The 26,099-nt window shown below is 65.3% G+C and carries 27 protein-coding genes and 1 tRNA gene; 18 read left to right on the top strand and 10 right to left on the bottom strand.

Translation table 11 applies throughout. The features are described from left to right. Positions 1 to 17: 17 nt before the first annotated feature. Both AC5RWU_RS13335 and AC5RWU_RS13330 read right to left on the bottom strand, forming a co-directional pair. Positions 18 to 1,001, bottom strand: a complete 984-nt coding sequence (locus AC5RWU_RS13335; protein ID WP_494032221.1) for a hypothetical protein — start codon at positions 999 to 1,001, stop codon at positions 18 to 20. A gap of 68 nt (positions 1,002 to 1,069) precedes the next feature. After that, positions 1,070 to 2,050: a ribonuclease HI gene (locus AC5RWU_RS13330; protein ID WP_494032220.1), complete on the bottom strand. Its 981-nt coding sequence runs from the start codon at positions 2,048 to 2,050 to the stop codon at positions 1,070 to 1,072. 136 nt (positions 2,051 to 2,186) lie between these two features. Here AC5RWU_RS13330 and AC5RWU_RS13325 point away from each other — a divergent pair, with 136 nt between their 5' ends. Next, positions 2,187 to 2,381: a hypothetical protein gene (locus AC5RWU_RS13325; RefSeq protein WP_494032219.1), complete on the top strand. Its 195-nt coding sequence runs from the start codon at positions 2,187 to 2,189 to the stop codon at positions 2,379 to 2,381. 41 nt (positions 2,382 to 2,422) lie between these two features. On the opposite strand, the gene AC5RWU_RS13320 is transcribed toward AC5RWU_RS13325, so the two are convergent. After that, positions 2,423 to 3,496, bottom strand: coding sequence for a tyrosine-type recombinase/integrase (locus AC5RWU_RS13320; protein WP_494032218.1), 1,074 nt, complete (start codon positions 3,494 to 3,496; stop codon positions 2,423 to 2,425). A 119-nt stretch (positions 3,497 to 3,615) separates the two neighbouring features. Continuing rightward, positions 3,616 to 3,700, bottom strand: a tRNA-Leu gene (locus tag AC5RWU_RS13315). Between the two features lie 223 nt (positions 3,701 to 3,923). On the opposite strand from AC5RWU_RS13315, the gene AC5RWU_RS13310 reads away from it, so the two are divergent. Next, a complete protein-coding gene (locus tag AC5RWU_RS13310) occupies positions 3,924 to 5,240 on the top strand; it encodes a M20/M25/M40 family metallo-hydrolase (RefSeq protein WP_494032217.1) in 1,317 nt (438 codons plus the stop codon). A 21-nt stretch (positions 5,241 to 5,261) separates the two neighbouring features. Next, complete coding sequence (locus AC5RWU_RS13305) at positions 5,262 to 6,422, top strand: acyl-CoA dehydrogenase family protein (protein ID WP_494032216.1); 1,161 nt, start codon at positions 5,262 to 5,264, stop codon at positions 6,420 to 6,422. Positions 6,423 to 6,428: 6 nt separating this feature from the next. Here the strand turns inward: AC5RWU_RS13305 and AC5RWU_RS13300 are convergent, their stop codons facing one another. The 4 genes from AC5RWU_RS13300 to AC5RWU_RS13285 form a co-directional block, all read right to left on the bottom strand. Then, complete coding sequence (locus tag AC5RWU_RS13300) at positions 6,429 to 6,662, bottom strand: DUF5703 family protein (RefSeq protein WP_494032215.1); 234 nt, start codon at positions 6,660 to 6,662, stop codon at positions 6,429 to 6,431. A gap of 57 nt (positions 6,663 to 6,719) precedes the next feature. Further along, positions 6,720 to 7,136 carry a ChaB family protein gene (locus AC5RWU_RS13295; RefSeq protein ID WP_494032214.1) on the bottom strand — a complete coding sequence of 139 codons (417 nt, stop codon included), beginning with the start codon at positions 7,134 to 7,136 and terminating at the stop codon, positions 6,720 to 6,722. A gap of 134 nt (positions 7,137 to 7,270) precedes the next feature. Continuing rightward, the gene (locus AC5RWU_RS13290) at positions 7,271 to 8,983 is read right to left on the bottom strand and encodes a glycoside hydrolase family 13 protein (protein ID WP_494032213.1); all 1,713 of its coding nucleotides are present in this window, start codon (positions 8,981 to 8,983) and stop codon (positions 7,271 to 7,273) included. Positions 8,984 to 9,114: 131 nt separating this feature from the next. Further along, on the bottom strand, positions 9,115 to 9,528 hold the full coding sequence (locus tag AC5RWU_RS13285; RefSeq protein ID WP_494032212.1) for a CBS domain-containing protein: 414 nt from the start codon (positions 9,526 to 9,528) through the stop codon (positions 9,115 to 9,117). A gap of 211 nt (positions 9,529 to 9,739) precedes the next feature. Here AC5RWU_RS13285 and AC5RWU_RS13280 point away from each other — a divergent pair, with 211 nt between their 5' ends. Beyond that, positions 9,740 to 10,081, top strand: coding sequence for a PRC-barrel domain-containing protein (locus AC5RWU_RS13280; RefSeq protein WP_494032211.1), 342 nt, complete (start codon positions 9,740 to 9,742; stop codon positions 10,079 to 10,081). Between the two features lie 121 nt (positions 10,082 to 10,202). Next, a complete protein-coding gene (locus tag AC5RWU_RS13275) occupies positions 10,203 to 10,475 on the top strand; it encodes a hypothetical protein (protein WP_494032210.1) in 273 nt (90 codons plus the stop codon). 17 nt (positions 10,476 to 10,492) lie between these two features. Here the strand turns inward: AC5RWU_RS13275 and AC5RWU_RS13270 are convergent, their stop codons facing one another. Continuing rightward, complete coding sequence (locus AC5RWU_RS13270) at positions 10,493 to 11,428, bottom strand: aldo/keto reductase (protein ID WP_494032209.1); 936 nt, start codon at positions 11,426 to 11,428, stop codon at positions 10,493 to 10,495. A gap of 95 nt (positions 11,429 to 11,523) precedes the next feature. Here AC5RWU_RS13270 and AC5RWU_RS13265 point away from each other — a divergent pair, with 95 nt between their 5' ends. Then, positions 11,524 to 12,348, top strand: a complete 825-nt coding sequence (locus AC5RWU_RS13265; protein WP_494032208.1) for an undecaprenyl-diphosphate phosphatase — start codon at positions 11,524 to 11,526, stop codon at positions 12,346 to 12,348. A gap of 80 nt (positions 12,349 to 12,428) precedes the next feature. After that, the gene (gene mshC, locus AC5RWU_RS13260; protein WP_494032207.1) at positions 12,429 to 13,706 is read left to right on the top strand and encodes a cysteine--1-D-myo-inosityl 2-amino-2-deoxy-alpha-D-glucopyranoside ligase; all 1,278 of its coding nucleotides are present in this window, start codon (positions 12,429 to 12,431) and stop codon (positions 13,704 to 13,706) included. A gap of 3 nt (positions 13,707 to 13,709) precedes the next feature. Here the strand turns inward: mshC and AC5RWU_RS13255 are convergent, their stop codons facing one another. Continuing rightward, a complete protein-coding gene (locus AC5RWU_RS13255) occupies positions 13,710 to 14,552 on the bottom strand; it encodes a PAC2 family protein (protein WP_494032234.1) in 843 nt (280 codons plus the stop codon). Between the two features lie 212 nt (positions 14,553 to 14,764). Between AC5RWU_RS13255 and AC5RWU_RS13250 the strand changes: the two genes are divergently transcribed. The 11 genes from AC5RWU_RS13250 to AC5RWU_RS13200 all read left to right on the top strand — a co-directional run bounded on the left by AC5RWU_RS13250 (position 14,765) and on the right by AC5RWU_RS13200 (position 26,090). Beyond that, the gene (locus AC5RWU_RS13250; protein ID WP_494032206.1) at positions 14,765 to 15,541 is read left to right on the top strand and encodes an HAD family hydrolase; all 777 of its coding nucleotides are present in this window, start codon (positions 14,765 to 14,767) and stop codon (positions 15,539 to 15,541) included. Further along, entirely contained in the window at positions 15,538 to 16,698 is a 1,161-nt protein-coding gene (locus AC5RWU_RS13245; RefSeq protein ID WP_494032205.1) for a site-2 protease family protein, read from the top strand. The genes AC5RWU_RS13250 and AC5RWU_RS13245 overlap by 4 nt, the downstream gene beginning before the upstream one ends. Before the next feature lie 35 nt (positions 16,699 to 16,733). Continuing rightward, complete coding sequence (locus tag AC5RWU_RS13240) at positions 16,734 to 17,837, top strand: tRNA (adenine-N1)-methyltransferase (protein ID WP_494032204.1); 1,104 nt, start codon at positions 16,734 to 16,736, stop codon at positions 17,835 to 17,837. 168 nt (positions 17,838 to 18,005) lie between these two features. Beyond that, complete coding sequence (gene arc, locus AC5RWU_RS13235; protein ID WP_494032203.1) at positions 18,006 to 19,778, top strand: proteasome ATPase; 1,773 nt, start codon at positions 18,006 to 18,008, stop codon at positions 19,776 to 19,778. A gap of 14 nt (positions 19,779 to 19,792) precedes the next feature. After that, entirely contained in the window at positions 19,793 to 21,391 is a 1,599-nt protein-coding gene (gene dop / locus AC5RWU_RS13230; protein WP_494032233.1) for a depupylase/deamidase Dop, read from the top strand. A 37-nt stretch (positions 21,392 to 21,428) separates the two neighbouring features. Continuing rightward, positions 21,429 to 21,638: a ubiquitin-like protein Pup gene (locus AC5RWU_RS13225; protein WP_494032202.1), complete on the top strand. Its 210-nt coding sequence runs from the start codon at positions 21,429 to 21,431 to the stop codon at positions 21,636 to 21,638. Positions 21,639 to 21,642: 4 nt separating this feature from the next. After that, on the top strand, positions 21,643 to 22,506 hold the full coding sequence (gene prcB, locus AC5RWU_RS13220) for a proteasome subunit beta (RefSeq protein WP_494032201.1): 864 nt from the start codon (positions 21,643 to 21,645) through the stop codon (positions 22,504 to 22,506). A 1-nt stretch (position 22,507) separates the two neighbouring features. Then, complete coding sequence (gene prcA, locus AC5RWU_RS13215; protein WP_494032200.1) at positions 22,508 to 23,263, top strand: proteasome subunit alpha; 756 nt, start codon at positions 22,508 to 22,510, stop codon at positions 23,261 to 23,263. Between the two features lie 14 nt (positions 23,264 to 23,277). Beyond that, positions 23,278 to 24,639: a Pup--protein ligase gene (gene pafA / locus AC5RWU_RS13210; RefSeq protein WP_494032199.1), complete on the top strand. Its 1,362-nt coding sequence runs from the start codon at positions 23,278 to 23,280 to the stop codon at positions 24,637 to 24,639. A 100-nt stretch (positions 24,640 to 24,739) separates the two neighbouring features. After that, positions 24,740 to 25,642 (top strand): FKBP-type peptidyl-prolyl cis-trans isomerase, encoded by a 903-nt coding sequence (locus tag AC5RWU_RS13205; RefSeq protein ID WP_494032198.1) that lies wholly within the window; start codon positions 24,740 to 24,742, stop codon positions 25,640 to 25,642. A 52-nt stretch (positions 25,643 to 25,694) separates the two neighbouring features. Then, positions 25,695 to 26,090 (top strand): FKBP-type peptidyl-prolyl cis-trans isomerase, encoded by a 396-nt coding sequence (locus AC5RWU_RS13200; protein ID WP_494032197.1) that lies wholly within the window; start codon positions 25,695 to 25,697, stop codon positions 26,088 to 26,090. Positions 26,091 to 26,099 lie beyond the last annotated feature (9 nt).

The raw sequence follows: 26,099 nt of genomic DNA, 5'->3' as shown, positions 1-26,099 counted from the left end.
CGGACAGTGCCGATGCCTTATTCGTCGGCCCGGTCGACGACAGTGACCTTGTCGTGCACGCTCAGCAGTGTGACCGTGTCTTTTCGGAACCGCTTCCGGCCCTTCCTGTCGAGGACCGGGGCCGGCGGGGTGGAGACGGTGCCGACGTCGGCAGTGCCCTGCCGGATCATGTGGGCGAAGGACAGGAGGATCCTTAGTACCTCTGACGGGTCCGGAGCGTCGAAGCGGGTGGCCTCCGGGATCGGGTCCAGCGTCTCGGACGGAAGGGTCAGGTCCTGAACCACGGGCGGCTTATCGGACAGGGGATCCGAAAGCGTGGCCATCACATACGGGTGCAGCGGGTAAGGGTTGTCGTGCGGGTCGGCCAGGAGCCACCGCTCGAGGAACGTCACTGATTTCGTGGACGCCAATACCACGTTGTCCGGGCCCGGTGCCCACCAGAGCACCGCCCCGGTTCCGTCCGCGCGGTTCATGACCAGGATGCCCTGCGGGGACGGGAGATCGGCCGGGGTCAGCGCAAGATCCTGAATGTCCTGGTTCGCTCCTGAAAGGATGACCTCGCTTATATCGGCATCCGCGTAGAAGGCATGCCGTCCGATCAGCGCGCGGGCACCAAGTTCGGTCATGGTGACCGCGGATTTGGCTGCCTGCGCCCTGATCCTGAACTTCTCCTCTTCGCGCAGGGCGATGGGAAGCATGTCTTCAACGCTGGTGCCGATACGCCGGGAAATATCGCGGATGACAGGATTCGGCCGATGCTTGGGGTCATCGATGAAATCCACCGTTGCCTGCTCTGTTGCCGCCAGCTCCCGCCACAGGAGGTATTCCGCCCCATGCCGCTGCTGCAGAGCATCCATCAGCACCTTCATGTCGGCCGGCTGCAGGCGCCGGAGCGTACGTGCCGCCCGCTGCATCAGCAGCATGTCGACGGCCGCGAAAAAACTGTCACCATGAATCACCGGCGGCGCAGCGTCAATCGGATCGTTCCGGAAAGGCTCCACGGGTCCCCCTTGCTCGCAGTAGTCTCACCAGCTTAGGGGTGTCCGGCCGGTAGCGCCGCTGACCGCCGTCAGGCGGCCGCCAGCTGGCCGATGATGTCCTCGCTTGCGGCCTGCAGCATGCGGGACCTCAGGGGGGCCGGTACCTTGAACTCCTCGTTGCGCCGGGACAGGACGGCCAGCCGGTCGGCCGCTTCATTGGCGGTGTGACCGCTGTGCCCCTTCACCCACTGGAACTCCACCGGGAACCGCCGGTGCAGGTCAGCGATTTCGGCGGCCAGGTCGTAGTGTTCCCGCGGCATGGACTGGTCATCTGCCCCGGCTTCGACGCGACGGATCACCTCCAGGGCAGCCTGTGAGTCGGTCTGCACCAGAACCTGGGCCGTCTTGACTTTCCGGTGTGCTGCGATGGCCTCACGGAGCGCCAGATGGATCGCCCACAGCTCACCGGTGACGATATCCCCGGCCCGGCTGACCCGCACCGTACGGTGCCCGGTGTCCAGGATGCGGCCGTCCCCGCCGGAGATGACCCAACCCAGGCCGGCGACCTTGGCGCGGGAAGCGATCGAGGCATCCGTGGCGACGGTCAGGGTTCCGCTGCAGGGCGGCGGCTGCTTGCCCAGGCCCCTTTGCTGCTCGATCCGGTTGTGTTCCTCATGAACAGCATTGAGGTAGGGCCCGATCCCGACGCCGGGGCGGGCCACGCGGATACGGGGGAGCCCCTCGATCATGGCTTCCAGGGCGTTGTGCACCGTCCTGGGCTGCACGATGAGATAGGTTCTGGGGTGATGCTCGGCCTCTTCGAGAACGGCGGCGAAGGCAGCCCGTGCTGCTTCCATCAGGGTTTCCTCCGGCGTATCCTCCGGTGCAGTAATGCCTGACCGCAGCTCAACTTCCTTGTCCGGCCCGAGGGTTCCGACACACCAGACCCCGGTGGCAGTGGCCTTCATGAAAATCTCCGTTGCCACAGGCAGCTCGCTGATGGGCCTCCAGACAAAGGCGGTATCGCTCGGCCGGCTGCTCGGTTTGGGAATGCTGCGGGGCGTGGTCATGCGACTCTCCATCCAGGTGATTGGGCTGCGATCTGCTGCCTCTGCCTGGATATGTGTGCGGAGACCGGAGAAAACCTCACTGCTGCACGGGCTCGGAACGGGGAGCGATAAGCCGGTTTCCCTACACATACCGGCTATGAAGAAGACTTCCCTGAAGACGACACTGCCTGTCCTTGCCCTGCTGGCTGCACTTGCCGTCACCGGCTGTGCTCCGGACTACACTGGACCGGTGACGGGCAAGGACTACGACGACCCGGACACCTGGCGAACCAAGCGGCAGACGCACCGTGACCCCGCACTGGAGGGTCGAGGTGAGGACGAAGGAGGGTGACACCTTCAAGGTGGAGACCACCGAGTCCCGTTACGCATCCATCAAACCGGGTGACTGTAGCGGTCAACGGTCGTTGTGATGCTTTCATGGCCCAGATGATGCTGGAGCAGATGGAGGCTCAGTCCCGCGTACAGCAGCCAGGACGCGTTGGTGTGCCTAAGGTCATGAATCCGGGGCCGCTTCGTTAGCCCCTTCTGCTGAGCTTTCCTAACAGCCCGATCCCAGACACCCCATGCACGCCTATGATCGATGGGTGCCCCGTCGGTATTCAGGAAGACATGTTTGCCACTCTTTTTCGACGCAGCCAACAGGGGGCTGACCAGTGCGTACGTCGCGGCGTTGAGGGCGACGCTTCTTCTTGACTTACGTGTTTTCGGAGTGCTCAAACACGGATCGTTGTTTTCGTCACGGCTCCACGCCCTAACAATCTTGACGGCTGTTTGGCCGTTGGGAGTAGTGATGAAGTCTCGCGCGTAAAGTGCTGTCGCCTCCGAGAATCGCAGCCCGGATGAAATCAGAAATGTGAAGAAAGCCTGGTACGGCTCACCCAACTCAACACGGGTCATTTCCCATTCGGCCTTGGTCAGGAAGCACGTTGCTTCTTCTGTGTCGGTGCTCTTAGGTAGAGCCACTCCCTTGCATGGATTGTCCTGACGCTTCTTTTCACGTACCGCTGAATTGAAGGCAGCAGAGATCAGGCCGTGCACGTTGGCAATCGTTTTTCGGCTAAGGCCCTTCTCCCGCATCATCCTGATCCATCCGACGATGTCACGGTATTCGACTTTGGATGCGTCCATGGACCCCAGAGACCTGTTGATGTGGTTTCGGAGGTAGCCCTTGTACCGGCGAATCGTATATCCCCCCGGTGCGGTTGGCAGCGCAATGTGGTCCTCGATCATTTGGGTCACCGTGTATACGCCGCCGTAGTGGTCCCGTGCGTTCTTGAGTGCGGCCGCAGTGTCTGACTGATGGGCCTTCAGGATGGCCAGAAGGAACCGTGCGTCCTCGACGTTGTCAAACTTTTGGTACTGCGACTCTTTTGTTTCTGCGTCAACCCACCGCACCACATAAGCAGTACGGCCGTTCTTGCGCCGTCGCGCGTCCATGTAAGCCATGCCAATTACTATGCGAACAACCCTCCGACGGGCGTCGCATTTCAGCTCTCGCGTGAGCGAAATGGGCTTCCGCGTGAGCGGTTAACGAAAAAATCCCCGGAAATCCGGGGATTTTTCAGTGCGCGAGGGGGGACTTGAACCCCCACCCTCTATACGAGGACTAGCACCTCAAGCTAGCGCGTCTGCCTATTCCGCCACCCGCGCAGATGGTATTTCCGAAGGGTTCCAATGACTCTCGTCGAGGCCCGATTCCTTCGAAGCAGCGAGAAAAACTCTAACACGAATCCACGCCAAGTGCCGAATCGGGCTATGGACGGCATACCCCGACTGCCGGACGATGCCTGCTAGGCGGTGCTGAAGGATGCTTGCTGCCCGGAGCGTGAAAGCTGGATAGGGTGGAGGAACAGCCGTCCCAGAAGGAGTCCTGATGAGTGCAGTGCCCGCAGCCATCTCCGCCGAGGCCGAAGTCGCCCGGATCTGCCAGGAGCTGATCCGGATTGATACGTCCAATTTCGGTGACGGAACCGGCCCCGGGGAGCGGGCCGCGGCGGAATACACCGCCGGGCTCATCGAAGAGGCCGGTCTGGACGCGGAGGTCTTCGAATCACTTCCGGGGCGGACCTCCGTGGTGACGCGGATGACCGGCACGGATGCCTCCCTTCCTGCCCTCATTGTGCACGGCCATCTGGACGTCGTCCCCGCCCAGAAGGAGGACTGGAGCGTCGACCCCTTCGGCGGGGAGGAAATCGACGGGCTGATCTGGGGGCGCGGCGCCGTCGATATGAAGGACATGGACGCGATGATCCTGGCCGTGATGCGGGAAATGGCCCGGACCGGCACCCGGCCGAAGCGGGACATCATCTTCGCCTTCCTGGCGGACGAGGAAGCGGGCGGAAAGTACGGTGCCCGCTGGGCGGTGGAGAACCGGCGGGAATTGTTCGACGGTGCCACCGAGGCCATCTCCGAAGTCGGCGGATTCTCCACAACCATCGGCGGCCAGCGGGCCTACATGCTGCAGACCGCGGAGAAGGGGATTTCCTGGCTCCGACTGGTGGCGCACGGCCTGGCCGGCCACGGCTCGCAGATCAACACGGACAACGCCGTGACCCGCCTGGCCCGGGCAGTGGCCCGCATCGGCGAATACGAGTGGCCGATCGACCTGACGCCCACCACCCGGCAGTTCCTGGACGGCGTCACGGAACTGACCGGCGTCGAATTCGATCCGGATAATCCGGACAAGCTGCTGGCCGAGCTGGGCACCGTGGCCCGCTTTGTCGGCGCGACGCTCCGGAACACCTCCAATCCGACGCTCCTGCGCGGCGGCTACAAGCACAATGTCATCCCGGGAACCGCCGAGGCGTTCATCGACTCCCGCACGCTGCCCGGACAGGAGGAGCATGTCCTGGAAGTCATCCGGGAACTCGCCGGCGACGGGATCGAGATCAGCTATGAGCACAAGGACGTCCCGCTGGAGGTGCCGTTTGCCGGCAACCTGGTGGATTCCATGATCGATGCGCTCCAGGCCGAAGACCCCGGCGCCAAGGTGCTGCCGTACACGCTCTCCGGCGGCACGGACAATAAGTCGTTCAGCCGCATCGGAATCACCGGCTACGGCTTCGCACCGCTGCGGCTGCCGGCGGACCTGGACTTTGCCGGGATGTTCCACGGGGTCGACGAACGGGTTCCGGTGGACTCGCTCAAGTTCGGCACGCGCGTGCTGCGCCGCCTGCTGACTACGTACTAAAGCCGCAACAGGAGGACACCGATGACCACGCCGCTGGAGGAACTGCTGCCGGAGGAGCTGCTGGAAACGCTCCGCAGGCGCGCCGCCGGCTACGACGAAGCCAATGCTTTCTTCCACGAGGACCTAACGGATCTTGCGGACGCCGGCTACCTGAAGATGTTCGTGCCGGTGGGGTGGGGCGGTCAGGGGTACTCGCTGCAGCAGGTCTCGCAGGCGCAGGTCCGGCTGGCGGCGGCCGCCCCCGCCACCGCACTGGCGGTCAACATGCATCTGGTGTGGACCGGCGTCGCACGCGTCCTGGCGGCCCGGGGCGACGATTCGCTGGACTACGTACTCAGGGAGGCCGGTGCCGGTGAGATCTTTGGCTTCGGCGTGTCCGAGGCCGGCAACGACCAGGTGCTCTTCGACTCCCGCACCCAGGCCGTGCCGCAGGACGGCGGCGGCTACCGCTTCACCGGAACAAAGGTCTTCACCAGTATGTCGCCGGCGTGGACCCGGCTGGGGATCTTCGGCCGGGACGACACGGGGGAGGAGCCGCAGCTGATCTGGGCGTTCATCGACCGCGACGCACCGGGGTGCTCCATTAAGGAAGACTGGAACACGCTGGGCATGCGGGCCAGCCAATCGAATACCACGGTACTTGACGGTGTGGCGGCCCGCGCGGACAGAGTGTTCCGGAAGCTGCCGGTGGGTCCGAACCCGGATCCGCTGATCTTCGGAATTTTTGCGTGCTTCGAAATCCTGCTCGCTTCCGTCTACGCCGGCATCGGGCAGCGGGCCGTGGAACTGGCCGTCCAGGCGGCGCAGCGGCGGACCTCCCTGAAACACGGGGGCCGGCCGCTGGCCCAGGATCCGGACATCCGGAGGAAAGTGGCCAACGCCGCCATCGCCATGGATGGAATCCACCCGCAGCTCCAGGTACTGTCCGGCGACGTCGACCGCCTGGCCGATCACGGCGGCCTGTGGTTCGCCCGGCTGGCCGGCCTGAAGGTGAGGACGACGGAAACGGCAAGGACCGCCGTCGAACTGGCGATCCGGGTGGCCGGCGGCTCAAGCTATTTCCGCGGCAGCGAACTGGAACGGCTGTACCGGGACGTCCTGGCCGGACTGTTCCACCCGTCCGATGACGAATCGGCCCACAATACCGTGGCGAACGCGTGGCTGGGGCCCGTGGAGGACTGAAGCCGGCTAGGCTGTACGCTCCACGCGCAGGACCCGCCGGCGCAGCCAGTACTTGCGCCCGCCGCCCATGTACAGCACGCTCCGCTCCAGTTCCCACTTGCCGTACTCCGCATGCTCACGTACGGTCTGGCGTGCCGCCGGGAGGGATTCGTTGGGACTGACGGTCAGGATGAGGTACTCATACTGCCGGGCATGGTCACGTTCCTTCGCTACGGCACCGGTGCGGATCTGTTCTCGCATGTCCCTCCATCAATCATCCGGTATCCAAATACCATAGGACGATCCGCAGGCCGGGTTCTACCTCGCTTTGGCGGTTTTCGCCTGGCTGTCCTTCTGCAGGGCCTTGACCAATTCATTCTTGGTCATCTTCGAACGGCCCGGCACGTCCTGCCTCTTGGCCAGCTCATAGAGGTGCTCCTTGGAGGCGTTGGCATCCACGCCGCCGGCCGTGGGGCGGGACGTGTCCTTGCCGCCTTTGGCCTGCTTGTCGGAGGGGCCGGATTCCTCCTTCTTTTCCCAATGGTCGCCGACCTTCTCATGCGTATGCTTCAGCGCGCTGTAGGCAGCGCGGTGGGCACGTTCTTCATCGCCGTAGGACTCGGCGGCGGAATCGTGGGCCTTGGCGAAGGTCTGCTGCGCCTTCTTGCCGGACCGCTGCAGCGTTGACGGCAGTTCGGACTTCTTCGCCTTGCCGCTCTTGTCGGTTTTCGGCATGTCCATCAATCCTTCGGTGCGTGGGTGACCATCTGAAGCTGGACCGCTGATTCCAGCGAAGCAGAACCTGCGGCAAACGGCAAGGCACTGTGGCGCCCGGGCCCGCATCAGGCTGCGGGCCCGGCCACGGCCTCTCAGATTACGACGACGCCGTCGGGCCGGGAGCGGACGAGCCAGGCTGTCGTCGCGGCCGGCAGCACCCCGTCCCCGAGTGGTCCACTGGCGATGACCACGGTTCCTTCGGGCAGCGGAACGGGATCAATCCCGAAGTTGGTGATGGAGTGCCAATTGCCGGGACGGGCGAAATGCAGTACCTGCTGGCCCGGATGGCCGATCCACTCCAGCTCCTCGTAGGTCTGCAGCCTGCCGCGCAGCCGCAGCGCTTTCCGGTAGAACTCGAGGGTGGACTCCTCGATCCCCTCCTGCGCCGCGACGGATAGCTTACCGAACCAGTCCGGCTGCGGCAGATGGGAGCCATCGGCGCCGAAGCCGAAGGACGGCCCCTCTGCCGTCCAAGGCAGCGGAACACGGCAGCCGTCCCTGCCTTTCCGCCCACCGCCGGTGCGCCGCCAGATGGGATCCTGCAGGACATCCCGCGGCAGGTCGGCGACTTCGAAAAGTCCCAGTTCCTCGCCCTGGTACAGATACGCGGAGCCCGGCAGCGCAAGCATCAGCAGGGTCGCCGCCCGGGCCCTCCGCAGCCCGGTCTCCCGGTCTTCAGCCGGATCCGCCCCGTCCTGCAGCAGCCAGTCGCTGAAGTCCTGCCCCGGCGGAAGGCCATAGCGGGTGGGATGGCGGACGACGTCGTGGTTGGAGAACACCCAGGTGGAGGAGGTGCCGGCGGCGGCCGCCTGTGCCAGATTGGTGGAAATAATGTTCCTGAACTGCTCCAGGTCCCAGTCGGCGCGGAGCAGGTCGAAGTTGAAGGCCTGGCCCAGTCCTTCCGGGCTGGCATAAGCGGGGCGCCGCGCCGCGGGGACCCAGGCCTCTGCGATCGCGCTCCGGGGCGGATGGTACTCGTTGAAGACCTTGCGCCATTCGGCGTAGATTTCATGGACCTCGTCCCGGTCGAACAGCGGGTCCCGGCCGTCCACGGGGGTCAGCTCATCCTCAACCGTAGGCTTGCTGCGCAGCGGCTCCGACATGTCCTTGGCCAGCGCATGGGCCACATCGACCCGGAAGCCGTCCACGCCCCGGTCCGCCCAGAAGCGCAAGGTCCGCAGGAAGTCTTCCCGGACCTCGGGATTGTCCCAGTTCCAGTCAGGCTGCTCCGCGGCAAAAAGGTGCAGGTACCACTGCCCCGGTTCCCCGGACGGTTCGGTGATGCGGGTCCAGGCGCTCCCGCCGAAGTGCGAGACCCAGTCCGACGGCGGTTCCGCCCCGTCCGGTCCCTTGCCGTCCCGGAAGATATAGCGTCCGCGGGCCGCAGACCCCTTGGGCGAAGCAAGGGCTTCCCTGAACCATTCGTGCCGGTTCGAGGAATGGTTCGGCACGATGTCGACGATGATCTTCAGGCCCGTCTGGTGCAGGGCGGCGGCCAGCTCATCGAAGTCCGCCAGCGTTCCGAGCCTCGGGTCCACATCGCGGTAATCGTCGACGTCGTAGCCTCCGTCTGCCAAGGCCGACGGATAGAAGGGACTGAGCCACACGGCGTCGATCCCCAGTGCCGCCAGATAGGGGACCTTGGCGATAATCCCCTTCAAGTCTCCCAGGCCGTCACCGTTGGCATCGGCGAAGCTGCGCGGATAGATCTGGTAGACGGCTGCCTGCCGCCACCAGTTCGGATCCGGATGTGCGTGGGCCTCAGCCTGGGACGGGGCGGCCAGGGACTTTGCGGATTCAGTCACTGCGGTTCATTCCCTTTCCGATTCAATGGAGCAGGCTGGTTCGACGGAACAGGCGGGGGCAGGCCCGGCACCTCGGGTGCCGAACCTGCCCCTGGCCGTTCGGAGACAGCGGTTGCCTGTGCGGCCGCTGGTCAGTAGGAGATGAATTCGACGAGTTCGCCCACGCGGTCTTCCGGATAGTTGCGGGCGATGTCTGCCTGGCTCAGCATTCCGACCAGGTCATGGCCGTCGATTACGGGAAGCCGGCGGACCTGATGCTCCTGCATGGTCTTGATGGCCTCCTCGATGCTGTCGTCGGCTCCGATGGTCACGGGCTTGCCCTGGCCCAGTTCGCCGGCCTTGGTGGACCGCGGGTCTCCACCCTCGGCGAGGCATTTGACCACGATATCCCGGTCCGTCACCATACCTTTGAGCCGGTTGTCTTCACCGCAGATCGGAAGCGATCCGACGTCGAGCTCCTTCATCTTCCGCGCGGCCTGTTCGAGCGTTTCATTTTCGCCGATGCATTCGGCACCGCCGGTCATAATGTCCCGGGCAACAGTCATGACGATCCTCCTTGATGGGTGGAAGCGGCACCGGACCTGCGGCCCGGGCGCCGCTTCACGTGGGGTTCATTCGAGGTTTCACGTGCAAGGGCTTCACTTACTCATCCCGCCCTGATTGTATGGTAAGCACACTTACTAAGCTAAGGCTATGGCATTGGTGCAGCGGACCTCAGAGCCTCCGCTGCCAGATCAGGTACCCGAGGAGCTTCAGATGGCAGACATAACCGCGGACATGCAGGACCACCACGAACTGCAGGAATCGACGGCGTGGGACATGGATGGACGCAAGCTGGGGACGGTGGGGCAGGTCCATCTGGACGCCGCGACCGGACGGCCGGCCTGGATTTCAGTCCCGCTGGGCCTGTTCGAATCCCGCGAGAAGCTTATTCCGCTGGCGGGCGCCAGGTTCACGGCGGGGGCGCAGGTGGGGGACATCCACGTCGCCTATTCGGAGGACACGATCAAGGACGCTCCCGAAATCGACGTGGACAAGAACCTGACCCCCGAGCAGGAGGCCGAGCTGCGCGCGCACTACGGGCTCGACAATCCCTAGTCCGGACAGGCGCGCGGGGCCGCGGCCGCCGGCGCGGCGGGAATCCGGATACTTATTGCCAATCCGGATACTTTTGCCTGGGCCCTCCATATTTCCGCCGGGAACAGATAACGTCTACTACATGAGCATTGATCCGCGTGTCGCGCTACAGTCGCTGGTGTCCGCACTTGAAGAACACCTTGCCGCCTCCGCCAGCCGGCGCGGCGACGAGGATCCTGCGGTGGAGAGCGCATATCTGGCCATTGCCGATGCGTTCGAAGCCTACGAAGAGGCCCTGTACGACTCGTACAGCGAGGTCACTCCGCTGGTGATCTATGAGGACACCGACGATGAGGACGAGGACGAAGAAGACGAGGACCTCGAAGTCGTCAGCAACGAGGGCCGCAGCCTCTAGCCGCGTTGCCGTCCGCCTCAGGCGGGCAGCGATACCTCGTTGAGGACCTCCGCGATCGGTGCCGGCAACGGCTCGGTGTTGCCCGCCAGCAGTGACTTCAGCTGCTGCGGCGTGCTGGCGCCGACGACCGCGGAGGCCACGTTTTCGTTCTGCAGCAGCCAGGCCAGCGCGACCTCGTGCAGTTCCCGGTCCAGTCCGCGCGCCGCCGTCGCCACTGCTTCAACGGTCCTCGCCGGCCTGCCGACCAGGTACGGTTCGACATACGGTTCCCACCGGTCGGAGGCGCCGCGGGAATCCGCCGGAACGCTCCTGCGGTACTTGCCCGTCAGCACTCCGCGGCCCAGCGGCGCCCAGGCCAGTATCCCCGCTCCCACTTCGCCGGCCGCCGGCATGACTTCGCCTTCGGCTGCGCGGTTGAGCAGTGAGTACTCGACCTCATTGGCGACGACCGGGAACCCGGCCCCGGCCGCGGCAAGAGCCAGCTGCCAGCCGGCATAGTTTGACACACCGACGTAGCGCGCCCGGCCAGATTCATAGGCCAGCTGCAGTGCGCTGAGGGTTTCCTCCAGCGGCACCTGCGGATCCCAGCATTCGGTGAGCCACAGGTCCAGATAGTCGGTACCGAGCCGCGCCAGTGAAGCATCGAGGGAGTGCAGCATGGCCCGGCGGGAGGCGTCGACCGTGCGCCGGCCGTTCCGGTAGGCCTGACCCGCCTTGGAGACCAGGACCACCTCGGAGCGGGCGACAACATCACCGATCAGCGAGCCGAGCATGGCTTCGGCCTGGCCGCCGGCGTAGCCGGCTGCGGTGTCCACCAGCGTGCCGCCTGCGGACACGAACAGCTGGAGCTGCTCGCGCGCGCCCTCCTCCTTGACTTCGGTGCCCCAGGCCAGGGTGCCCAGGCCGACTTCGGAAACCTTCAGACCGCTCATGCCGACTCGTCGCTGCTGCATACCAGCTAGCTTAGGGCCTGGGCCGCGGTGATTTTTGCCCGCCTGGCTGTGTCCCGCGGCGGATCAGGCACCGCGGTGCCATAGGGTCGGTAATTGTGAATTGGTTCGAAGCAGCTTTCCTGGGGCTCATTCAGGGTCTGACTGAATTCCTGCCCATCTCCTCCAGCGCACACCTGAGAATCGTCGGGGAGCTCATGCCGGGGGCCTCCGACCCCGGTGCAGCCTTTACCGCCATCACCCAGCTCGGTACCGAAACGGCCGTCCTGGTGTACTTCTGGCGGGACATCGTCCGCATCATCAAAGCCTGGTTCGGCTCCCTGACCGGCAAAGTGGCACGCGATGATCCGGATGCGCGCATGGGCTGGCTGGTCATCATCGGCAGCATCCCCATCGGCGTGCTCGGCCTGCTGTTCCAGGACCAGATCGAAAGCACTTTCCGAAGCCTCTGGATCGTGGCCACCACGCTGATTGTCTTCGGCATCATCCTGGCGATCGCCGACGCCGTCGGGCGCCAAGTCCGGACCCTGGACAACCTGAGCTACAAGCACGGCATCCTGTACGGCTTTGCCCAGGCGCTGGCCCTGGTTCCGGGCGTCTCCCGTTCAGGCGGCACGATCACCGCGGGCCTGCTGATGGGCTATACCCGCGAAGCGGCGGCCCGGTACTCCTTCCTGCTCGCCATCCCGGCCGTTTTTGCCAGCGGGCTCTACCAGCTGGCGAAGAGCTTCGGCGAGCCGGGTCCATATGGACTGGGGGAAACGGCGCTGGCCACAGTTGTGGCGTTCGTCGTCGGCTTCGTCATCATCGGCTGGTTCCTGAAGTACGTTTCCACCCGCAGCTACAGCCTGTTCGTCTGGTACAGGATCCTGCTGGGCCTGGCCATCTACGTGCTCCTGGCCTTCGGCGTCGTCAACGCCTGATACCGGCCCGCGGTGCGGCGGCGCCCTGCCGCTTCCCCGCGAGGAACAAAGCCCGCCAGGAACAAAGTAAGGTTGGATCCGTGATTGCTTGGAAGTCGAATCCCGTGCCCTCGCTGCCCGGCGGCCGCAATGCGCTGTCGCTCTACGATACGGCGGCGCAGGACTTTGTCCGCCCCGACGTCTCCGGCGGCGCCAGTATGTACGTCTGCGGGATCACGCCCTACGACGCAACCCATATGGGCCACGCCGCCACCTATGTGGCCTTCGACCTGCTGAACCGTTACTGGCGCGACGCCGGGCTCGCGGTGCGGTACGTGCAGAACGTCACGGATATCGACGACCCGCTGCTGGAGCGGGCCAACGCCACGCAGGTGGACTGGGAGACCCTTGCGGCGGACCAGACCGAACTGTTCCGCCAGGACATGATGGCGCTGAACGTCCTCGCCCCCGATCAGTACATCGGGGCCGTGGAATCCATTGAATGGATCGTGCCGGTGGTCGAGGACCTCCTGGCCCGCGGCCTGGCCTATCCGGTGCCCGGCGGCGAAGGGGAGCCCGACGGCGACATCTACTTCTCCGTGGACGCCGCCGCCCGCCTCCCCAAGCATGAGACGCCGGGCTGGCACCTTGGACTTACCAGCAATCTGACCGAGGAGCAGATGCTGCCGTTGTTCGCCGAGCGGGGCGGCGACCCGCAGCGGGAAGGCAAGCGGAACCCGTTGGATCCGTTGCTGTGGCGCGTCGCCCGCGCGGGTGAGCCCAAGTGGGACGGTGCTTCGCTGGGGGAGGGACGCCCCGGCTGGCACATCGAGTGCTCAGTCATTGCCCAGCGTTTCCTGCCCGCCCCATTCACGGTCCAGGGCGGCGGGTCCGACCTTAGCTTCCCGCACCATGAAATGAGCGCAGGCCATGCCTTCGCGGTGTCCGGAACTCCGTTGGCCCGCCATTATGCGCATGCCGGGATGGTCGGCCTGGACGGCGAGAAGATGAGCAAGTCCAAAGGCAACCTGGTGCTGGTCTCCAAACTGCGGCTGTCCGGCGTCGAACCCGTCGCCATCCGGACCGCGATCCTGGGCAACCACTACCGATCCGACTGGTCCTGGACGGACGAGGTCCTGGCCGCAGCCCAAGAACGGGTACGCACGTGGCGTGAGGCACTGCCCGCCGCTTCCGTCAAGGCCGGCATGGGCCTGCTGGACGACGTCCGGTCGGCACTGGCCGAAGACCTGAATGCACCTGCCGCCCTGGAAGCGGTGGACAAGTGGGCAGCCAACGGCGGCGAACCGCAGGAAGCGTCCGCGGAAGGCCGCGGGCTGGTGGCCGGCACGCTGGATGCGCTGCTGGGCCTGAAACTCTAGGCGCTACTCTTTGCGGCGCTTGCGCAGGTAGCGCTCGAACTCCCGGGCGATCGACTCCCCGGACGCCTCCGGGAGCTCGGCGGTATCCTTGGCCTCCTCCAGCTGCCGCACGTACGCGGCCACTTCCGGATCCTCGGTCGCAAGTTCGTTGACGCCGCGTTCCCAGGCTTCCGCCTCCTCCGTGAGCAGGTGGGTATCGAAGGGCGCCTGGAGCAGTTCCTCGAGCCGGTGCAGCAGGGCCAGCTGTGCCTTGGGGGACGGAGACTGGCCCACGTAGTGGGGCACGGCGGCCCAGAGCGAGACGGCAGGGACCCCGGCCAGGTTGGCCACTTCCGCCAGCACCCCCACGATGCCCGTGGGCCCCTCATACTGGGATGCCTCAATGTCCAGCTGTTCCCGGAGAGTCTCGTCGTCGGAAGTGATAGTCACCGGGATCGGCCGCGTGTGCGGCACATCAGCCAGCAGGGCGCCGACCAGGACAATGTAGTTCACATTCAGCTCATTTGCGCGCGCGAGCAGCTCCGCGGTGTAGGCGCGCCACTTATAGGACGGCTCGACGCCGTTGACGAAGACGACGTCGAGGTTGGTGTCCGGAACGGAGGCGCGGCTGATGCGGGTGGCGGGCCACTTGATCCGGCGGTGTCCGGAACTGGTGCGGTGGATGATCGGCCGGGTGAACTGAAAATCGTAATAGTCATCCGCATCGATGGTGGCGATCTTTTCGCTGCCCCAGTAGCGTGCCAGATACTTGACCGCGTCGCTGGCCGCTTCACCGGCGTCGTTCCAGCCTTCGAATGCCGCGAGCATGACGGTGACCCGGCCGCTTTCAGAGGTGGCCGGGTCCATCGTCTCCGCTGTCCGGGGCTCCGAAGGCTGGGCCCCCGAAGACTCCGGGAGCGACGGCGACAGGCCGGGCAGACCACCTACAGGTTGTTCTTCATATCTGCTCACAACTTCACCCTAAACCTCGTGACGTAGTCCTGTAAGCCTACACAGCTGGCTGTACCGCCGCCCGGCCGGTGGCGGTACAGCCGGATGCCGGACCGTAGACTTGATCCATGCCTATCGTTCCCTCCCCGCTGCAGCCTCTTCCCGACGGACCTCTTTCCGAAGAGCCGCTATCCGAAGAGCCGCTTGCTGACGGTGCCCTGGTCCAGGCCGTGCTCTGGGACATGGACGGGACGATCGTGGACACGGAACCATACTGGATCCAGGCGGAGAAGGACCTCGTAGCCAGTTACGGCGGGACGTGGACCGAGGAACAGGCGGAAGCACTGGTGGGCCAGGCCCTGACGTTCTCCGGCCAGGTGATCCAGGACGCCGGCGTGGACCTTACGGTGCGGGAAATCATCGACCGGCTCATTTCCCAGGTAGCCAGCCGGGTGCGCCAGGAGATGCCGTGGCGTCCGGGCGCCCGTGAGCTGCTGGAGGAACTGCGGGAACGCTCCGTGCCCTGCGCGCTGGTCACCATGTCCGAAAAACTGCTTGCCAAGGAGATTGAAGCCCAGCTTCCGGAGGGCACTTTCCACGCGGTGGTCACCGGGGATATGGTCACGCACGGCAAACCCCATCCGGAGGCCTACGAACGGGCCTTCAAGCATCTGGCACGGTCCACGCCGTCGCTTGCCCTGCAGCAATGCGTCGCCATCGAAGATTCGCTGCCGGGCGTGACGGCCGCGCAGGCCGCCGGGCTGACCACCATCGCGGTGCCCCACTTCGTGCCGCTGCCGCATTCGGCCGACCGGACCGAATGGAAGACGCTCGCAGGCAGGAGCCTGCAGGACCTGGAAGCGGTGGTCGCCGCAAAACTCGCCACCGAAGGAGCCGCGCGGTGACCGAATCACCCCGCACCGCAACAGGGCGCAAGGAAGGGATCACCCTCGGGCGGGTGGCCGGCGTGCCGGTCATCCTGGCCTATTCGTGGTTCGTCGTCGCGGCCTTCATCGTGCTCGTCTACGGACCGCAGCTGGTGGGGCGGTTCCCCGAGATCGGGTTTGCGGCCTACATCGTGGCACTTGCCTATGCGGTCCTGCTGCTGCTCTCCGTACTGGTGCATGAACTGGCCCATGCGCTCAGCGCCCGGGCTTTCCACTGGCCCACCGCCAAGATCGTCCTGACTCTGTGGGGAGGACATACACAGTTCGGGAACTTCAGCGGCACGCCGGGACGGTCCCTTGCGGTGGCCCTGGCCGGTCCCGCGGCGAACTTCCTGCTGGCCGGCGCGGGATACCTGACCTGGCCGCTGTTCACCCGCGGCACCGTGGGGGCGGAACTGGCAGGCATCTTCGTCTATGCCAACCTGCTGGTGGCGATCTTCAATGTACTTCCGGGGTTGCCTCTCGATGGCGGGCGCATCGTCGAATCCGCCGTCTGGAAGGCCACCGGCAGCCAGGAGAAGGGGACCGTTGCCGCCGGCTGGTCCGGGCGCATCATCGCCGCCCTGCTGGTGCTGCTGGTGGTGGTCGGCCTGCCGATGCTCCAGGGCGTCCAGCCGTCCCTCCAGCTGGTGCTCATCACGATCCTGGTCTGCGTTTTCCTGTGGATGGGAGCCTCAGCTGCCATCCAGAATGCCCGGATGCGGCTGCGGCTCCCGGAGATCAGCGCCGCCAAACTGATGCACCCGGCCGTCAGCTTCGTGGCCGGCACGACGGTTGCCCAGGTACGCAGCGCCATCGGCGGCAGCCGGGAGACCGCCGTCGTGCTGGTGGCGGCCACCGGACAGCCGGAAGCCGTCGTGGACCTCGGCGCCTTGGCGGCGGTCCCGGATGCCTTAGCGGATACGACGCCGGTGAACGCCGTCGCGCGGGCCCTGGCCCCGGGCGCCTACGTGCCCGAAGCCGCTGCCGGCCAGGAGCTGATCCAGTATCTGGCGCAGCTGGCCGGCAGCGAATACGCCGTGATCAACCGCCAGGGCCAGGTCACCGGAATGCTGCACCAACGCACCGTCGTCGCCGCGATCACCGGCAAGAACAACCGGCGCCCCGGACTTTAGCCGGCGCCCCGATCCGACCCACAGAAGGACAACAGATGACCTCTGAGCACAATGCATCCGGCCGGCACGTGCCCCACGGTTCCGAGCAGCGCCGCGGACCGCTGCGCCCAGGCGAGCGGGTGCAGCTCACCGATGAGAAGGGGCGGATGAACACCATCACGCTCACCGCCGGGGGCGCCTTCCACACTCACCGGGGCTTCCTGTCCCACGACCTTTTGATCGGTGCCTCGGAAGGCACCGTGGTCAGCAACACCACCGGACACCAGTACCAGGCCCTGCGGCCGCTGCTGTCGGACTTCGTACTGTCGATGCCGCGCGGTGCCGCCGTCGTTTATCCCAAGGACGCCGGCCAGATCATCACCATGGCGGACATTTACCCCGGCGCCAGGGTGGTGGAGGCCGGCGTCGGCTCCGGCGCGCTGTCCATCTCGCTGCTGCGCGCCGTGGGGGACCACGGCTACCTGCATTCCTTCGAGCGCCGCGAGGAGTTTGCGGACATCGCCCGGGGCAATGTCGAGACGATCTTCGGAGGACCCCATCCGGCCTGGAAGATCTCGCTCGGCGACTTCCAGGACGAAGTCGTCAAGCAGGAGGACCCCGGCAGCATCGACCGCGTGGTCCTGGACATGCTTGCTCCCTGGGAGTGCATCGATGCCGTGGCAACGGTCCTGGCTCCCGGCGGCGTCTGGATCAATTACGTGGCGACCGTGACCCAGCTCTCCCGCACCGCGGAAGCCATCCGCGCGGACGGCCGGTTCACCGAACCGGATGCCTGGGAATCCATGGTCCGCGGCTGGCACCTGGAGGGCCTGGCCGTCCGCCCCGACCACCGGATGGTGGCACATACCGGCTTCCTGCTCACAGCCCGGCGCCTGGCGGAGGGTGTGACGGGGCTGGTGCCGAAGCGGCGGGCTTCCAAGACCGAATTCGCCGAGGAGGACCTGAATGCGTGGACCCCCGCGGCGGTCGGCGAACGGGCGGTCTCGGACAAGAAGCTGCGCCGGGCAGCACGCGATGCCGTTTCGACGATCCAGCGGGGAGCGCTTGGCAAGGCCGAGGCCATGAAGGAGGAGGAAGCGGCCGGGCAGGAAGCTCGGGAAAACTTTGGAGACGACCGGTCCGGACCCGACACACCGTGAACCAGAATCGGGCGCCGCACGTTAACGCCTTATTAGTGGGAATAAACGGGCAGCGGTGGGCCTTATCCAAGCAAAGCGGTGTTTCGGTCACCTAATGTTCACTTTCGGTAGGTTGTAGCACTACTGTCGGGAGTGAGAAGTCGTCGAGTGCGAGAGCGGGCGGTAACAATGACTGAGTCAGAAAACAGCCATTTCTCTGAAGATGCGAAGACCTCCGCCGCGGCTGCGGAATCACTGCACGCCGGCCAGCTGGCTGTTGCGCAGCGCCAGATCAACGTGCTTCGGGACAAGCTCCGCCAGGTAGACAAGCAGCTGGCCGCAGCATCGCAGAACAACTCACGGCTGGTGGCCGTCCTGGAGACGGCCAGGGCGGAGATCGTACGGCTCAAGGCCGCCCTGGAGAAGGAAGGGGAAACCCCCTTCAGCTTCGGGACGATTGTCCAGGTCAATCCGAAGCAGCATGCCCAGTCCGGGGTCAGCACCCAGGCGACCACCCAGGAAAGCGTGGACATCTACCAGTCCGGGCGCAAGATGCGCGTCGGCGTCAGTCCGCTGATCAGCCTGAACCAGCTCACGCCCGGCCAGGAAGTGCTCCTGAACGAATCCCTGACCGTCGTGGCAGCGCTCGGCTTCGAGCGCGCCGGAGAGCTGGCGACGGTCAAGGAGTTGCTGGGCCGCGACCGTGTGCTCATGGTCGGCCGCTCCGACGAGGAGCGGGTCTTCCGGCTGAGCGGGCCGCTGCTGACGGAGCGGCTGCGGGTCGGAGACGCGCTGTCGGTGGACAGCCGCACCGGGTACGCACTCGAAAAGATCCCGCGCAGCGAGGTGGAGAACCTCATCCTGGAGGAAGTTCCGGATATTTCCTACCAGGACATTGGCGGTCTGGGCCCCCAGATCGAGCAGATCCGCGACGCCGTCGAACTGCCGTTCCTGCATCCGGACCTCTTTCGGGAGCACGGCCTGAAGGCTCCCAAGGGCATCCTCCTCTACGGCCCTCCCGGCTGCGGCAAGACGCTGATCGCCAAGGCTGTGGCCCATTCACTGGCGGCCCAGACGGCCCGGAAGAACGGCGACACCGAGGCACGCAGCTACTTCCTGAACATCAAGGGTCCGGAACTGCTGGACAAGTATGTCGGCGAAACCGAAAGGCATATCCGCCTGATCTTTGCCCGGGCACGGGAGAAGGCCTCCGACGGCAGCCCGGTGGTGGTGTTCTTCGACGAGATGGACTCGCTGTTCCGCACCCGCGGCACCGGTGTCTCCTCCGACGTCGAAACCACCATTGTGCCGCAGCTGCTCAGCGAGATCGACGGCGTGGAGAAGCTGGAGAATGTCATCGTCATCGGCGCCTCCAACCGCGAGGACATGATTGATCCAGCTATCCTGCGGCCGGGCCGTCTCGACGTGAAGATCAAGATCCACCGGCCGGATGCGGAGGCGGCGAGCGAGATCTTCGCCAAGTACATCACGACCAACCTGCCGCTGCACCCGGACGATCTGGCCGAGCACCGGAATGATCCGGCGGAGACGGTCAAGGCCATGATCCAGCGCACGGTGGAGGCCATGTACTCCACGGAGAAACAGAACGAATACCTGGAAGTTACCTACGCCAACGGCGACACCGAGATGCTGTACTTCAAGGACTTCAACTCCGGCGCCGTGATCCAGAACGTGGTGGACCGGGCCAAGAAGAACGCCATCAAGGACCTGCTCAGCAACGGCCAGAAGGGGCTGCGCATCGAGCATCTGCTGACGGCGGTCGTGGATGAGTTCCGCGAACACGAGGACATGCCCAACACCACCAACCCGGATGACTGGGCGCGCATATCCGGCAAGAAGGGCGAACGGATCACCTACATCCGCACCATCATCCAGGGCAAGGCCGGCCAGGAGCCCGGGCGGACCATCGAAACGACGGCGAACACAGGACAGTATCTGTGAGTGTCAATCGGGTCATGGGAACCGAGACGGAGTATGGCATCCTGGCTCCGTCTCAGCCGGGTGCCAACGCCACGGTGCTGTCCACCCAGGTCATCAACGCCTACGCAGCGACGGTCCGCAGCGATATCGGCAACCTGTCCGGAACGCGCTGGGACTATTCCGACGAGGCCCCGCTGAGCGATGCGCGCGGCTGGGAGGTGCCCCGCGAGGCTGCCGATCCCTCCCAGTTGACCGACCAGCCCCCGGAACTGGACGCCGAGCAGATCGCCATGGCCGGCGGCACGCGGGACACCGAGATCTACGCCGAGGATACGCTGAGCAACAGCATCCTGATGAACATGGTTCTCAGCAACGGCGCCCGCCTGTACGTCGACCATGCCCATCCCGAATATTCCAGTCCCGAGGTGACCAACCCGAAGGACGCGGTGCTCTGGGACAAGGCGGGGGATGCCGTCGTGCTGGCCGCCGCCCGCCGCATCGGTCGGACGCCCGGGTTCGCCCCCGTCAACCTGTACAAGAACAACACCGACAACAAGAGCGTTTCCTACGGTTCGCACGAGAACTACCTGGTGCCGCGGAGCGTGCCCTTCGGCCACCTGGTCAACGGCCTGATCCCGTTCTTCGTCTCCCGCCAGGTGATCTGCGGCTCCGGCCGCGTGGGCATCGGCATGACGGCGCGGGAATCCGGGTTCCAGATCAGCCAGCGCGCGGACTTCTTCGAGGCGGAAGTGGGGCTGGAGACAACGGTCCGCCGGCCCATTATCAATACCCGCGACGAACCGCACGCCGTTGCGGAGAAGTACCGCCGGCTCCATGTCATCATCGGCGACGCCAATCTCAGCGAAGTGTCCTGCTACCTGAAGATGGGCACCACTTCGCTGGTGCTGTCGATGATCGAGCACGAGACGCTGCCCATGCTTGAGCTGGACGACCCGGTGGAGGCCCTGCAGCGGATCAGCCATGATCCGACCCTGCGCGAAACGGTCCGTCTGCACGACGGACGCCGGGTCAACGGCCTGGATTTGCAGACGATGTACCTGGAGGCTGCGGACAAGCACTGCCGCACGGTCGGCGCCGAGGACCCCCAGACGCTGGACGTGCTCTCGCGCTGGGCCGCGCTGCTGGAGACCCTGGGACGGGACCCTATGGACGCTGCCCGCCAGGTGGACTGGGTGGCCAAGCTCAAGCTGTTGCAGGCGTACCGGGACCGGGACGGCATGGGCTGGGACGATGCCCGGCTGGCGCTGGTGGATCTGCAGTACTCCGACATGCGCCCGGAAAAGGGCCTGTACTACCGGTTGCTGCAGCGCGGGCAGATGGAACGGATCCTCGACGACGCACAGATCGCCCGGGCAGTCACCGAGCCTCCGGCGGACACCCGGGCCTACTTCCGCGGCAAGTGCATCAAGCACTTCCCGAAGGAGGTGATCGGAGCCAGCTGGGATTCGGTGATCTTCGATCTGCCGTCCCACCGCAGGCTCCAGCGCATCCCCACCCGGGAACCGTTGCGCGGCACCCGCGAGCTCACGGGGGTCCTGTTCGACCAGGCCATGGACGCGGAGGAATTCGTGGCGAAACTTCTCGGTGGGCCACCTCCGCCCGTGGCAACATAAGACATATAGGTGAATGGTTCCCAAGGAGGCTAGCATCATGGCAACGCAGGACAGGAAGAGCGTCGAACCCGGCTCCGAGGAGCAGGAATATGTTGACGAAGTGCCAGTTCCGCCGGCCGACGGCCCGGACGCAGCGCCCACTGCCCAGACTGAGGGCGTGGATGACCTCCTGGATGAAATCGACGGTGTGCTTGAGGTGAATGCGGAGGAGTTTGTGCGCGGCTTCGTCCAGAAGGGCGGCCAGTAGACATATGCCCCAGGATCCTTCTGTCGCCGGCATCACGCAGGCGGCTACCTCGTCGTTTTCCGAGTACCTTTCACAGTCCCGGCCCGAGCTACTGCCGTCCACGCGCCTGGCCGGCGATTCGGGCCTGCCCGGTTATTCCGGCCATGGGCACCCGGGCCACGGCCATTCCGCGGGAGCGCAGCTGGCACCCCAGGCGACCACGATCGTCTCGCTCACCTTTGCCGGCGGCGTGCTGATGGCCGGCGACCGCCGTGCAACGATGGGCAACGTGATCGCCAGCCGGCATATCGAGAAGGTCTTCCCGGCGGATCAGTACTCCGTGCTGGGAATCGCGGGCAGCGCGGGAATCGCGCTGGACATCACCAAGCTGTTCCAGGTCGAACTGGAGCACTACGAGAAAATTGAGGGCACCCTCCTGAGCCTGGACGGCAAAGCCAACCGCCTGGGCGCCATGATCCGGGCGAACCTCCCGCTGGCGCTGCAGGGCCTTGCCGTCGTGCCGCTCTTCGCCGGCTTCGACTCCGTCCGCCGGACCGGGAGGCTGTTCTCCTACGATGTGACCGGCGGGCGCTACGAGGAACAGGAACACCACAGCGTGGGGTCCGGGTCGGTCTTTGCCCGCGGCGCCCTGAAGAAACTGTGGAAGCCGAACCTGGACGAGGAAAGCGCGATCCGGGTGGCGGTCGAATCCCTCTATGACGCCGCCGACGACGATTCGGCCACCGGGGGACCGGACCAGATCCGCCAGCTTTGGCCGGTCATCTACACGGTGAACGCTGCCGGCAACCGCCGTGTGCCGGAACGCGAAATGGCTGCCATCTCCGGAGACGTCATCGCCTCGCGGGCCATCGCCGGACGGGAGGCCTGAGATGACGCAGCAGTTCTACGTATCGCCCGAACAACTAATGAAGGACCGGGCGGACTTCGCACGGAAGGGCATTGCCCGCGGCCGCTCGGTGATCGTGTTCAGCTGCCGGGATGGGATTGCGCTGGTGGCGGAGAACCCGTCCCGGTCGCTCCATAAAATCGGCGAAATCTACGACCGCATCGCCTTCGCCGCCGTCGGGAAGTACAACGAGTTCGAGAGCCTGCGGCAGGCGGGCGTGCGGTATGCGGACATCCGCGGCTACTCCTACGATCGGGAGGACGTTACGGCCAGGGGCCTGGCGAGCGTCTATGCGCAAAGCCTGGGGGCCGTATTCACGGCCGAAAGCAAGCCGTTCGAGGTGGAACTGGCAGTGGCCGAGGTCGGCGCCCATCAGGATTCCGACCACCTGTACCGGCTGACCTTCGACGGGTCGATCGCCGATGAAAAGGGCTTTGTGGTGATGGGCGGCCAGGCGGATTCGATTATCGATGTGCTGGGCCGGCGCTGGGCGCCGGAAATGAATTTTGCCGAAGGTATCCGTGCCGCGGTGTCCTCGCTGTCCTATGACGGCAAACCGGCCGAGCGCCGGCCTGCGGACCAGACGGACGCCCAGGGCACGGGCGGGACGCCGCCGAAGCTTCCGTCCAGCATGCTGGAAGTGGCAGTGCTGGACCGGGATCCGCTGTCGGAGCGCGGCAACCGCCGTGCCTTCAGGCGGCTTCCGACGGAAGAGGTGGACGAGATTCTCGCCAGCTAGGAGCGGAGGAAACCGTGGACAGGCGTATTTTCGGAATCGAAACCGAATTCGGCATCTCCTACTCGGGGCCGAATTCACGCCCCCTCTCGCCCGAAGAGGTGGCGCGCTATCTTTTCCGGAAGGTGGTGAGCTGGGGCAGGTCGTCGAACGTGTTCCTCACCAACGGGTCACGGCTCTACCTGGACGTCGGGTCCCACCCCGAATACGCGACGGCCGAGTGCGATGACGTCGGGCAGCTGATCGCCCATGACCGGGCCGGGGAAGTGATCCTGGACGAACTCGTGGACGAAGCGCAGCACCGGCTGCGGCACGAGGGGTTCGACGGCACGGTGTATCTGTTCAAGAACAACACTGACTCGGCGGGGAACTCCTACGGCAGCCACGAGAACTACCTCATACCGCGCAAGGTGGAGTTCACCCGCCTGGCCGACATCCTGATCCCGTTCCTTGTCACCCGCCAGATCCTGGTCGGGGCCGGGAAGGTGCTCAAGACGCAAAACGGCGCGCTGTACGCCTTTTCACAGCGCGCCGACCACATCTGGGAGGGCGTCTCCTCGGCCACCACACGGTCGCGGCCCATCATCAATACGCGGGACGAACCGCATGCGGATGCGGAGCACTACCGCCGGCTGCATGTGATCGCCGGCGATTCGAACATGTCCGAGACCACCACCATGATGAAGGTGGGCACCGTCGACCTCATCCTCCGGATGATCGAGGCCGGCGTGGTCATGCGCGACTTCCGGCTGGAGAATCCTATCCGCAGCATCCGCGACATTTCCCACGACCTCACCGGGTCCCAGCCGCTGCGGCTGGCCAACGGGCGGCAGCTGTCCGCGTTGGACATGCAGGCCGAATATCTTGGCCGGGTCACGGAATTCGTGGAGGCAAACGGGGCACACACCCCCCATGTGCCGCGGATCCTCGAGCTGTGGCAGCGGACGCTGAGCGCGATCCGCTCGGGTGACTACAGTTCCATCGACACGGAGATCGACTGGGCGATCAAGAAGAAGCTGGTGGACCGCTACCGGGTGCGCCACAGCCTGGAACTGGATTCGGCCCGGATCGCCCAACTGGACCTGACTTACCACGACATTTCCCGCCAGCGGGGGCTGTTCTTCCTGCTGCAGTCGCGCGGGGAGGCCGCGCGGGTCGTTGACGATGCAGCGATCAAGGAAGCGGTGGAGACTCCTCCGCAGACCACCCGGGCCAAGCTGCGCGGGGACTTCGTGCGGCGGGCCAAGGAAGCAGGCCGGGACTTCACCGTGGACTGGGTCCATCTGAAGCTCAACGACCGCGCGCAGCAGACGATCCTGTGCAAGGATCCGTTCCAGTCCGTCGACGAACGGGTGGAGGCCCTGCTCGCAACGCTCTGACCCGGGGAGAAAACGGGCGGTGCCAGCCGTTAAGGTAGAAGTGCCCGTTCCGTCCTGTGCTGCGCGGGCCCACGCCATGTTTCCCAGCGAAAGAAGTACTGTGCGAAAAGTACTAGGAATCCTGCTTCCGGCACTGCTGTTGCTGACCGCCTGCGGCGGCGGAGGCAACGAAGCCGGCCAAGCGGACCGCCTCGATGCCGTTACCGTGACAGTGGAAGATGAATCCGCTGCCCCGAAGGTGGAAGTGGACGGTGCCATCACTGTCGACGAACCGACGGCTGCCGTACTCGTGGAAGGCGACGGCGAAGAGGTCCAGGACGGGCAGACGGTCACCTACCGGATTGTTGGCATCAATACCGAGGACGGCTCCGCCCTCGGTGACACCTATTCCGAGCCCACCGGCCAGGATCTGCTGGTCGACGAAACCCTCAAGACCCAGGACGAGGCGCTCTACACAGCTCTGCTTGGTGCGAAGGTGGGTTCGCAGATCGGCTACATGCAGCCTGCCAACAGCTCCATGGGCAGCGCCGGCACTGAACTGCTGGTATTCAAGATCGAAGACGCCAAGAACGTTCCGACCCGTGCCGAAGGCGAAGCCGTTCCGCCGGTGGAGGGCCTGCCCACGGTTGAGCTCGCCGAGGACGGCGAACCGTCCATCACCATTCCGGAATCGGAAGCCCCGACGGAACTGGTGTCCCAGGACCTGATCAAGGGCAGCGGCGCGGAGGTCAAGGAAACCGACTCCGTGACGGTCCAGTACCGGGGCGTAAAGTGGTCCAACGGCGAGACCTTCGACTCCAGCTGGGAGCGCGGACAGCCGGCGAGCTTCGGCCTCCAGCAGGTGGTCGAGGGCTGGAAGCAGGGCCTGACCGGCAAGACTGTCGGATCCCAGGTGCTGGTCATCGTTCCTCCGGCACTGGGATACGGCGGCACCGAGGGACACGAGCTCCAAAACGAAACACTGGTTTTCGTCGTGGATATCCTCGACGCCAAATCTGCCTAAGCTGTAGTCCTGAAGCTGTACTCCAGACAACCTGTCTCCAGAGAGGAACCGCATGTCTTTCGGTAAGCGCGAATATGACCGTCAGAAGCCCGAGATCGAATTTCCCGACCACGAGGCTCCGTCCGAGCTGATGATTGAGGACATCATCGTCGGCGACGGACCGGAGGCCAAGCCCGGCAATACCGTCTCCGCCCACTACGTGGGCGTTGCGTTCTCCACCGGCGAAGAGTTCGATGCGTCCTGGAACCGGGGTGCGCCGCTGGACTTCAAAGTCGGCGTCGGCCAGGTCATCCAGGGCTGGGACCAGGGGTTGCTCGGCATGAAGGTGGGCGGCCGCCGTCGGCTGGAAATCCCGGCGCACCTGGCCTACGGGGACCGCGGCGCGGGCTCCGCGATCGCCCCGGGCGAGTCCCTGATCTTCGTCGTCGACCTGATGGGCGTCCGTTAAGGGCCGCCA

The sequence above is a fragment of the Arthrobacter sp. B0427-1-12 genome (assembly GCF_059092905.1).
This window is presented reverse-complemented; position numbering and strand designations above follow the sequence as displayed.

Coding starts and splice junctions, on each gene's coding strand:
- prcA (WP_494032200.1), top strand. CDS start 22,508: ATGACGCAGCAGTTCTACGTATCGCCCGAACAACTAATGAAGGACCGG.
- AC5RWU_RS13300 (WP_494032215.1), bottom strand. CDS start 6,662: ATGCGAGAACAGATCCGCACCGGTGCCGTAGCGAAGGAACGTGACCAT.
- AC5RWU_RS13280 (WP_494032211.1), top strand. CDS start 9,740: ATGGCAGACATAACCGCGGACATGCAGGACCACCACGAACTGCAGGAA.
- AC5RWU_RS13275 (WP_494032210.1), top strand. CDS start 10,203: ATGAGCATTGATCCGCGTGTCGCGCTACAGTCGCTGGTGTCCGCACTT.
- AC5RWU_RS13305 (WP_494032216.1), top strand. CDS start 5,262: ATGACCACGCCGCTGGAGGAACTGCTGCCGGAGGAGCTGCTGGAAACG.
- AC5RWU_RS13325 (WP_494032219.1), top strand. CDS start 2,187: ATGAAGAAGACTTCCCTGAAGACGACACTGCCTGTCCTTGCCCTGCTG.
- AC5RWU_RS13255 (WP_494032234.1), bottom strand. CDS start 14,552: ATGGACCCGGCCACCTCTGAAAGCGGCCGGGTCACCGTCATGCTCGCG.
- AC5RWU_RS13225 (WP_494032202.1), top strand. CDS start 21,429: ATGGCAACGCAGGACAGGAAGAGCGTCGAACCCGGCTCCGAGGAGCAG.
- AC5RWU_RS13250 (WP_494032206.1), top strand. CDS start 14,765: ATGCCTATCGTTCCCTCCCCGCTGCAGCCTCTTCCCGACGGACCTCTT.
- dop (WP_494032233.1), top strand. CDS start 19,793: ATGGGAACCGAGACGGAGTATGGCATCCTGGCTCCGTCTCAGCCGGGT.
- AC5RWU_RS13270 (WP_494032209.1), bottom strand. CDS start 11,428: ATGCAGCAGCGACGAGTCGGCATGAGCGGTCTGAAGGTTTCCGAAGTC.
- AC5RWU_RS13295 (WP_494032214.1), bottom strand. CDS start 7,136: ATGCCGAAAACCGACAAGAGCGGCAAGGCGAAGAAGTCCGAACTGCCG.
- AC5RWU_RS13330 (WP_494032220.1), bottom strand. CDS start 2,050: ATGACCACGCCCCGCAGCATTCCCAAACCGAGCAGCCGGCCGAGCGAT.
- AC5RWU_RS13320 (WP_494032218.1), bottom strand. CDS start 3,496: ATGGCTTACATGGACGCGCGACGGCGCAAGAACGGCCGTACTGCTTAT.
- AC5RWU_RS13310 (WP_494032217.1), top strand. CDS start 3,924: ATGAGTGCAGTGCCCGCAGCCATCTCCGCCGAGGCCGAAGTCGCCCGG.
- AC5RWU_RS13285 (WP_494032212.1), bottom strand. CDS start 9,528: ATGACTGTTGCCCGGGACATTATGACCGGCGGTGCCGAATGCATCGGC.
- prcB (WP_494032201.1), top strand. CDS start 21,643: ATGCCCCAGGATCCTTCTGTCGCCGGCATCACGCAGGCGGCTACCTCG.
- AC5RWU_RS13240 (WP_494032204.1), top strand. CDS start 16,734: ATGACCTCTGAGCACAATGCATCCGGCCGGCACGTGCCCCACGGTTCC.
- arc (WP_494032203.1), top strand. CDS start 18,006: ATGACTGAGTCAGAAAACAGCCATTTCTCTGAAGATGCGAAGACCTCC.
- AC5RWU_RS13200 (WP_494032197.1), top strand. CDS start 25,695: ATGTCTTTCGGTAAGCGCGAATATGACCGTCAGAAGCCCGAGATCGAA.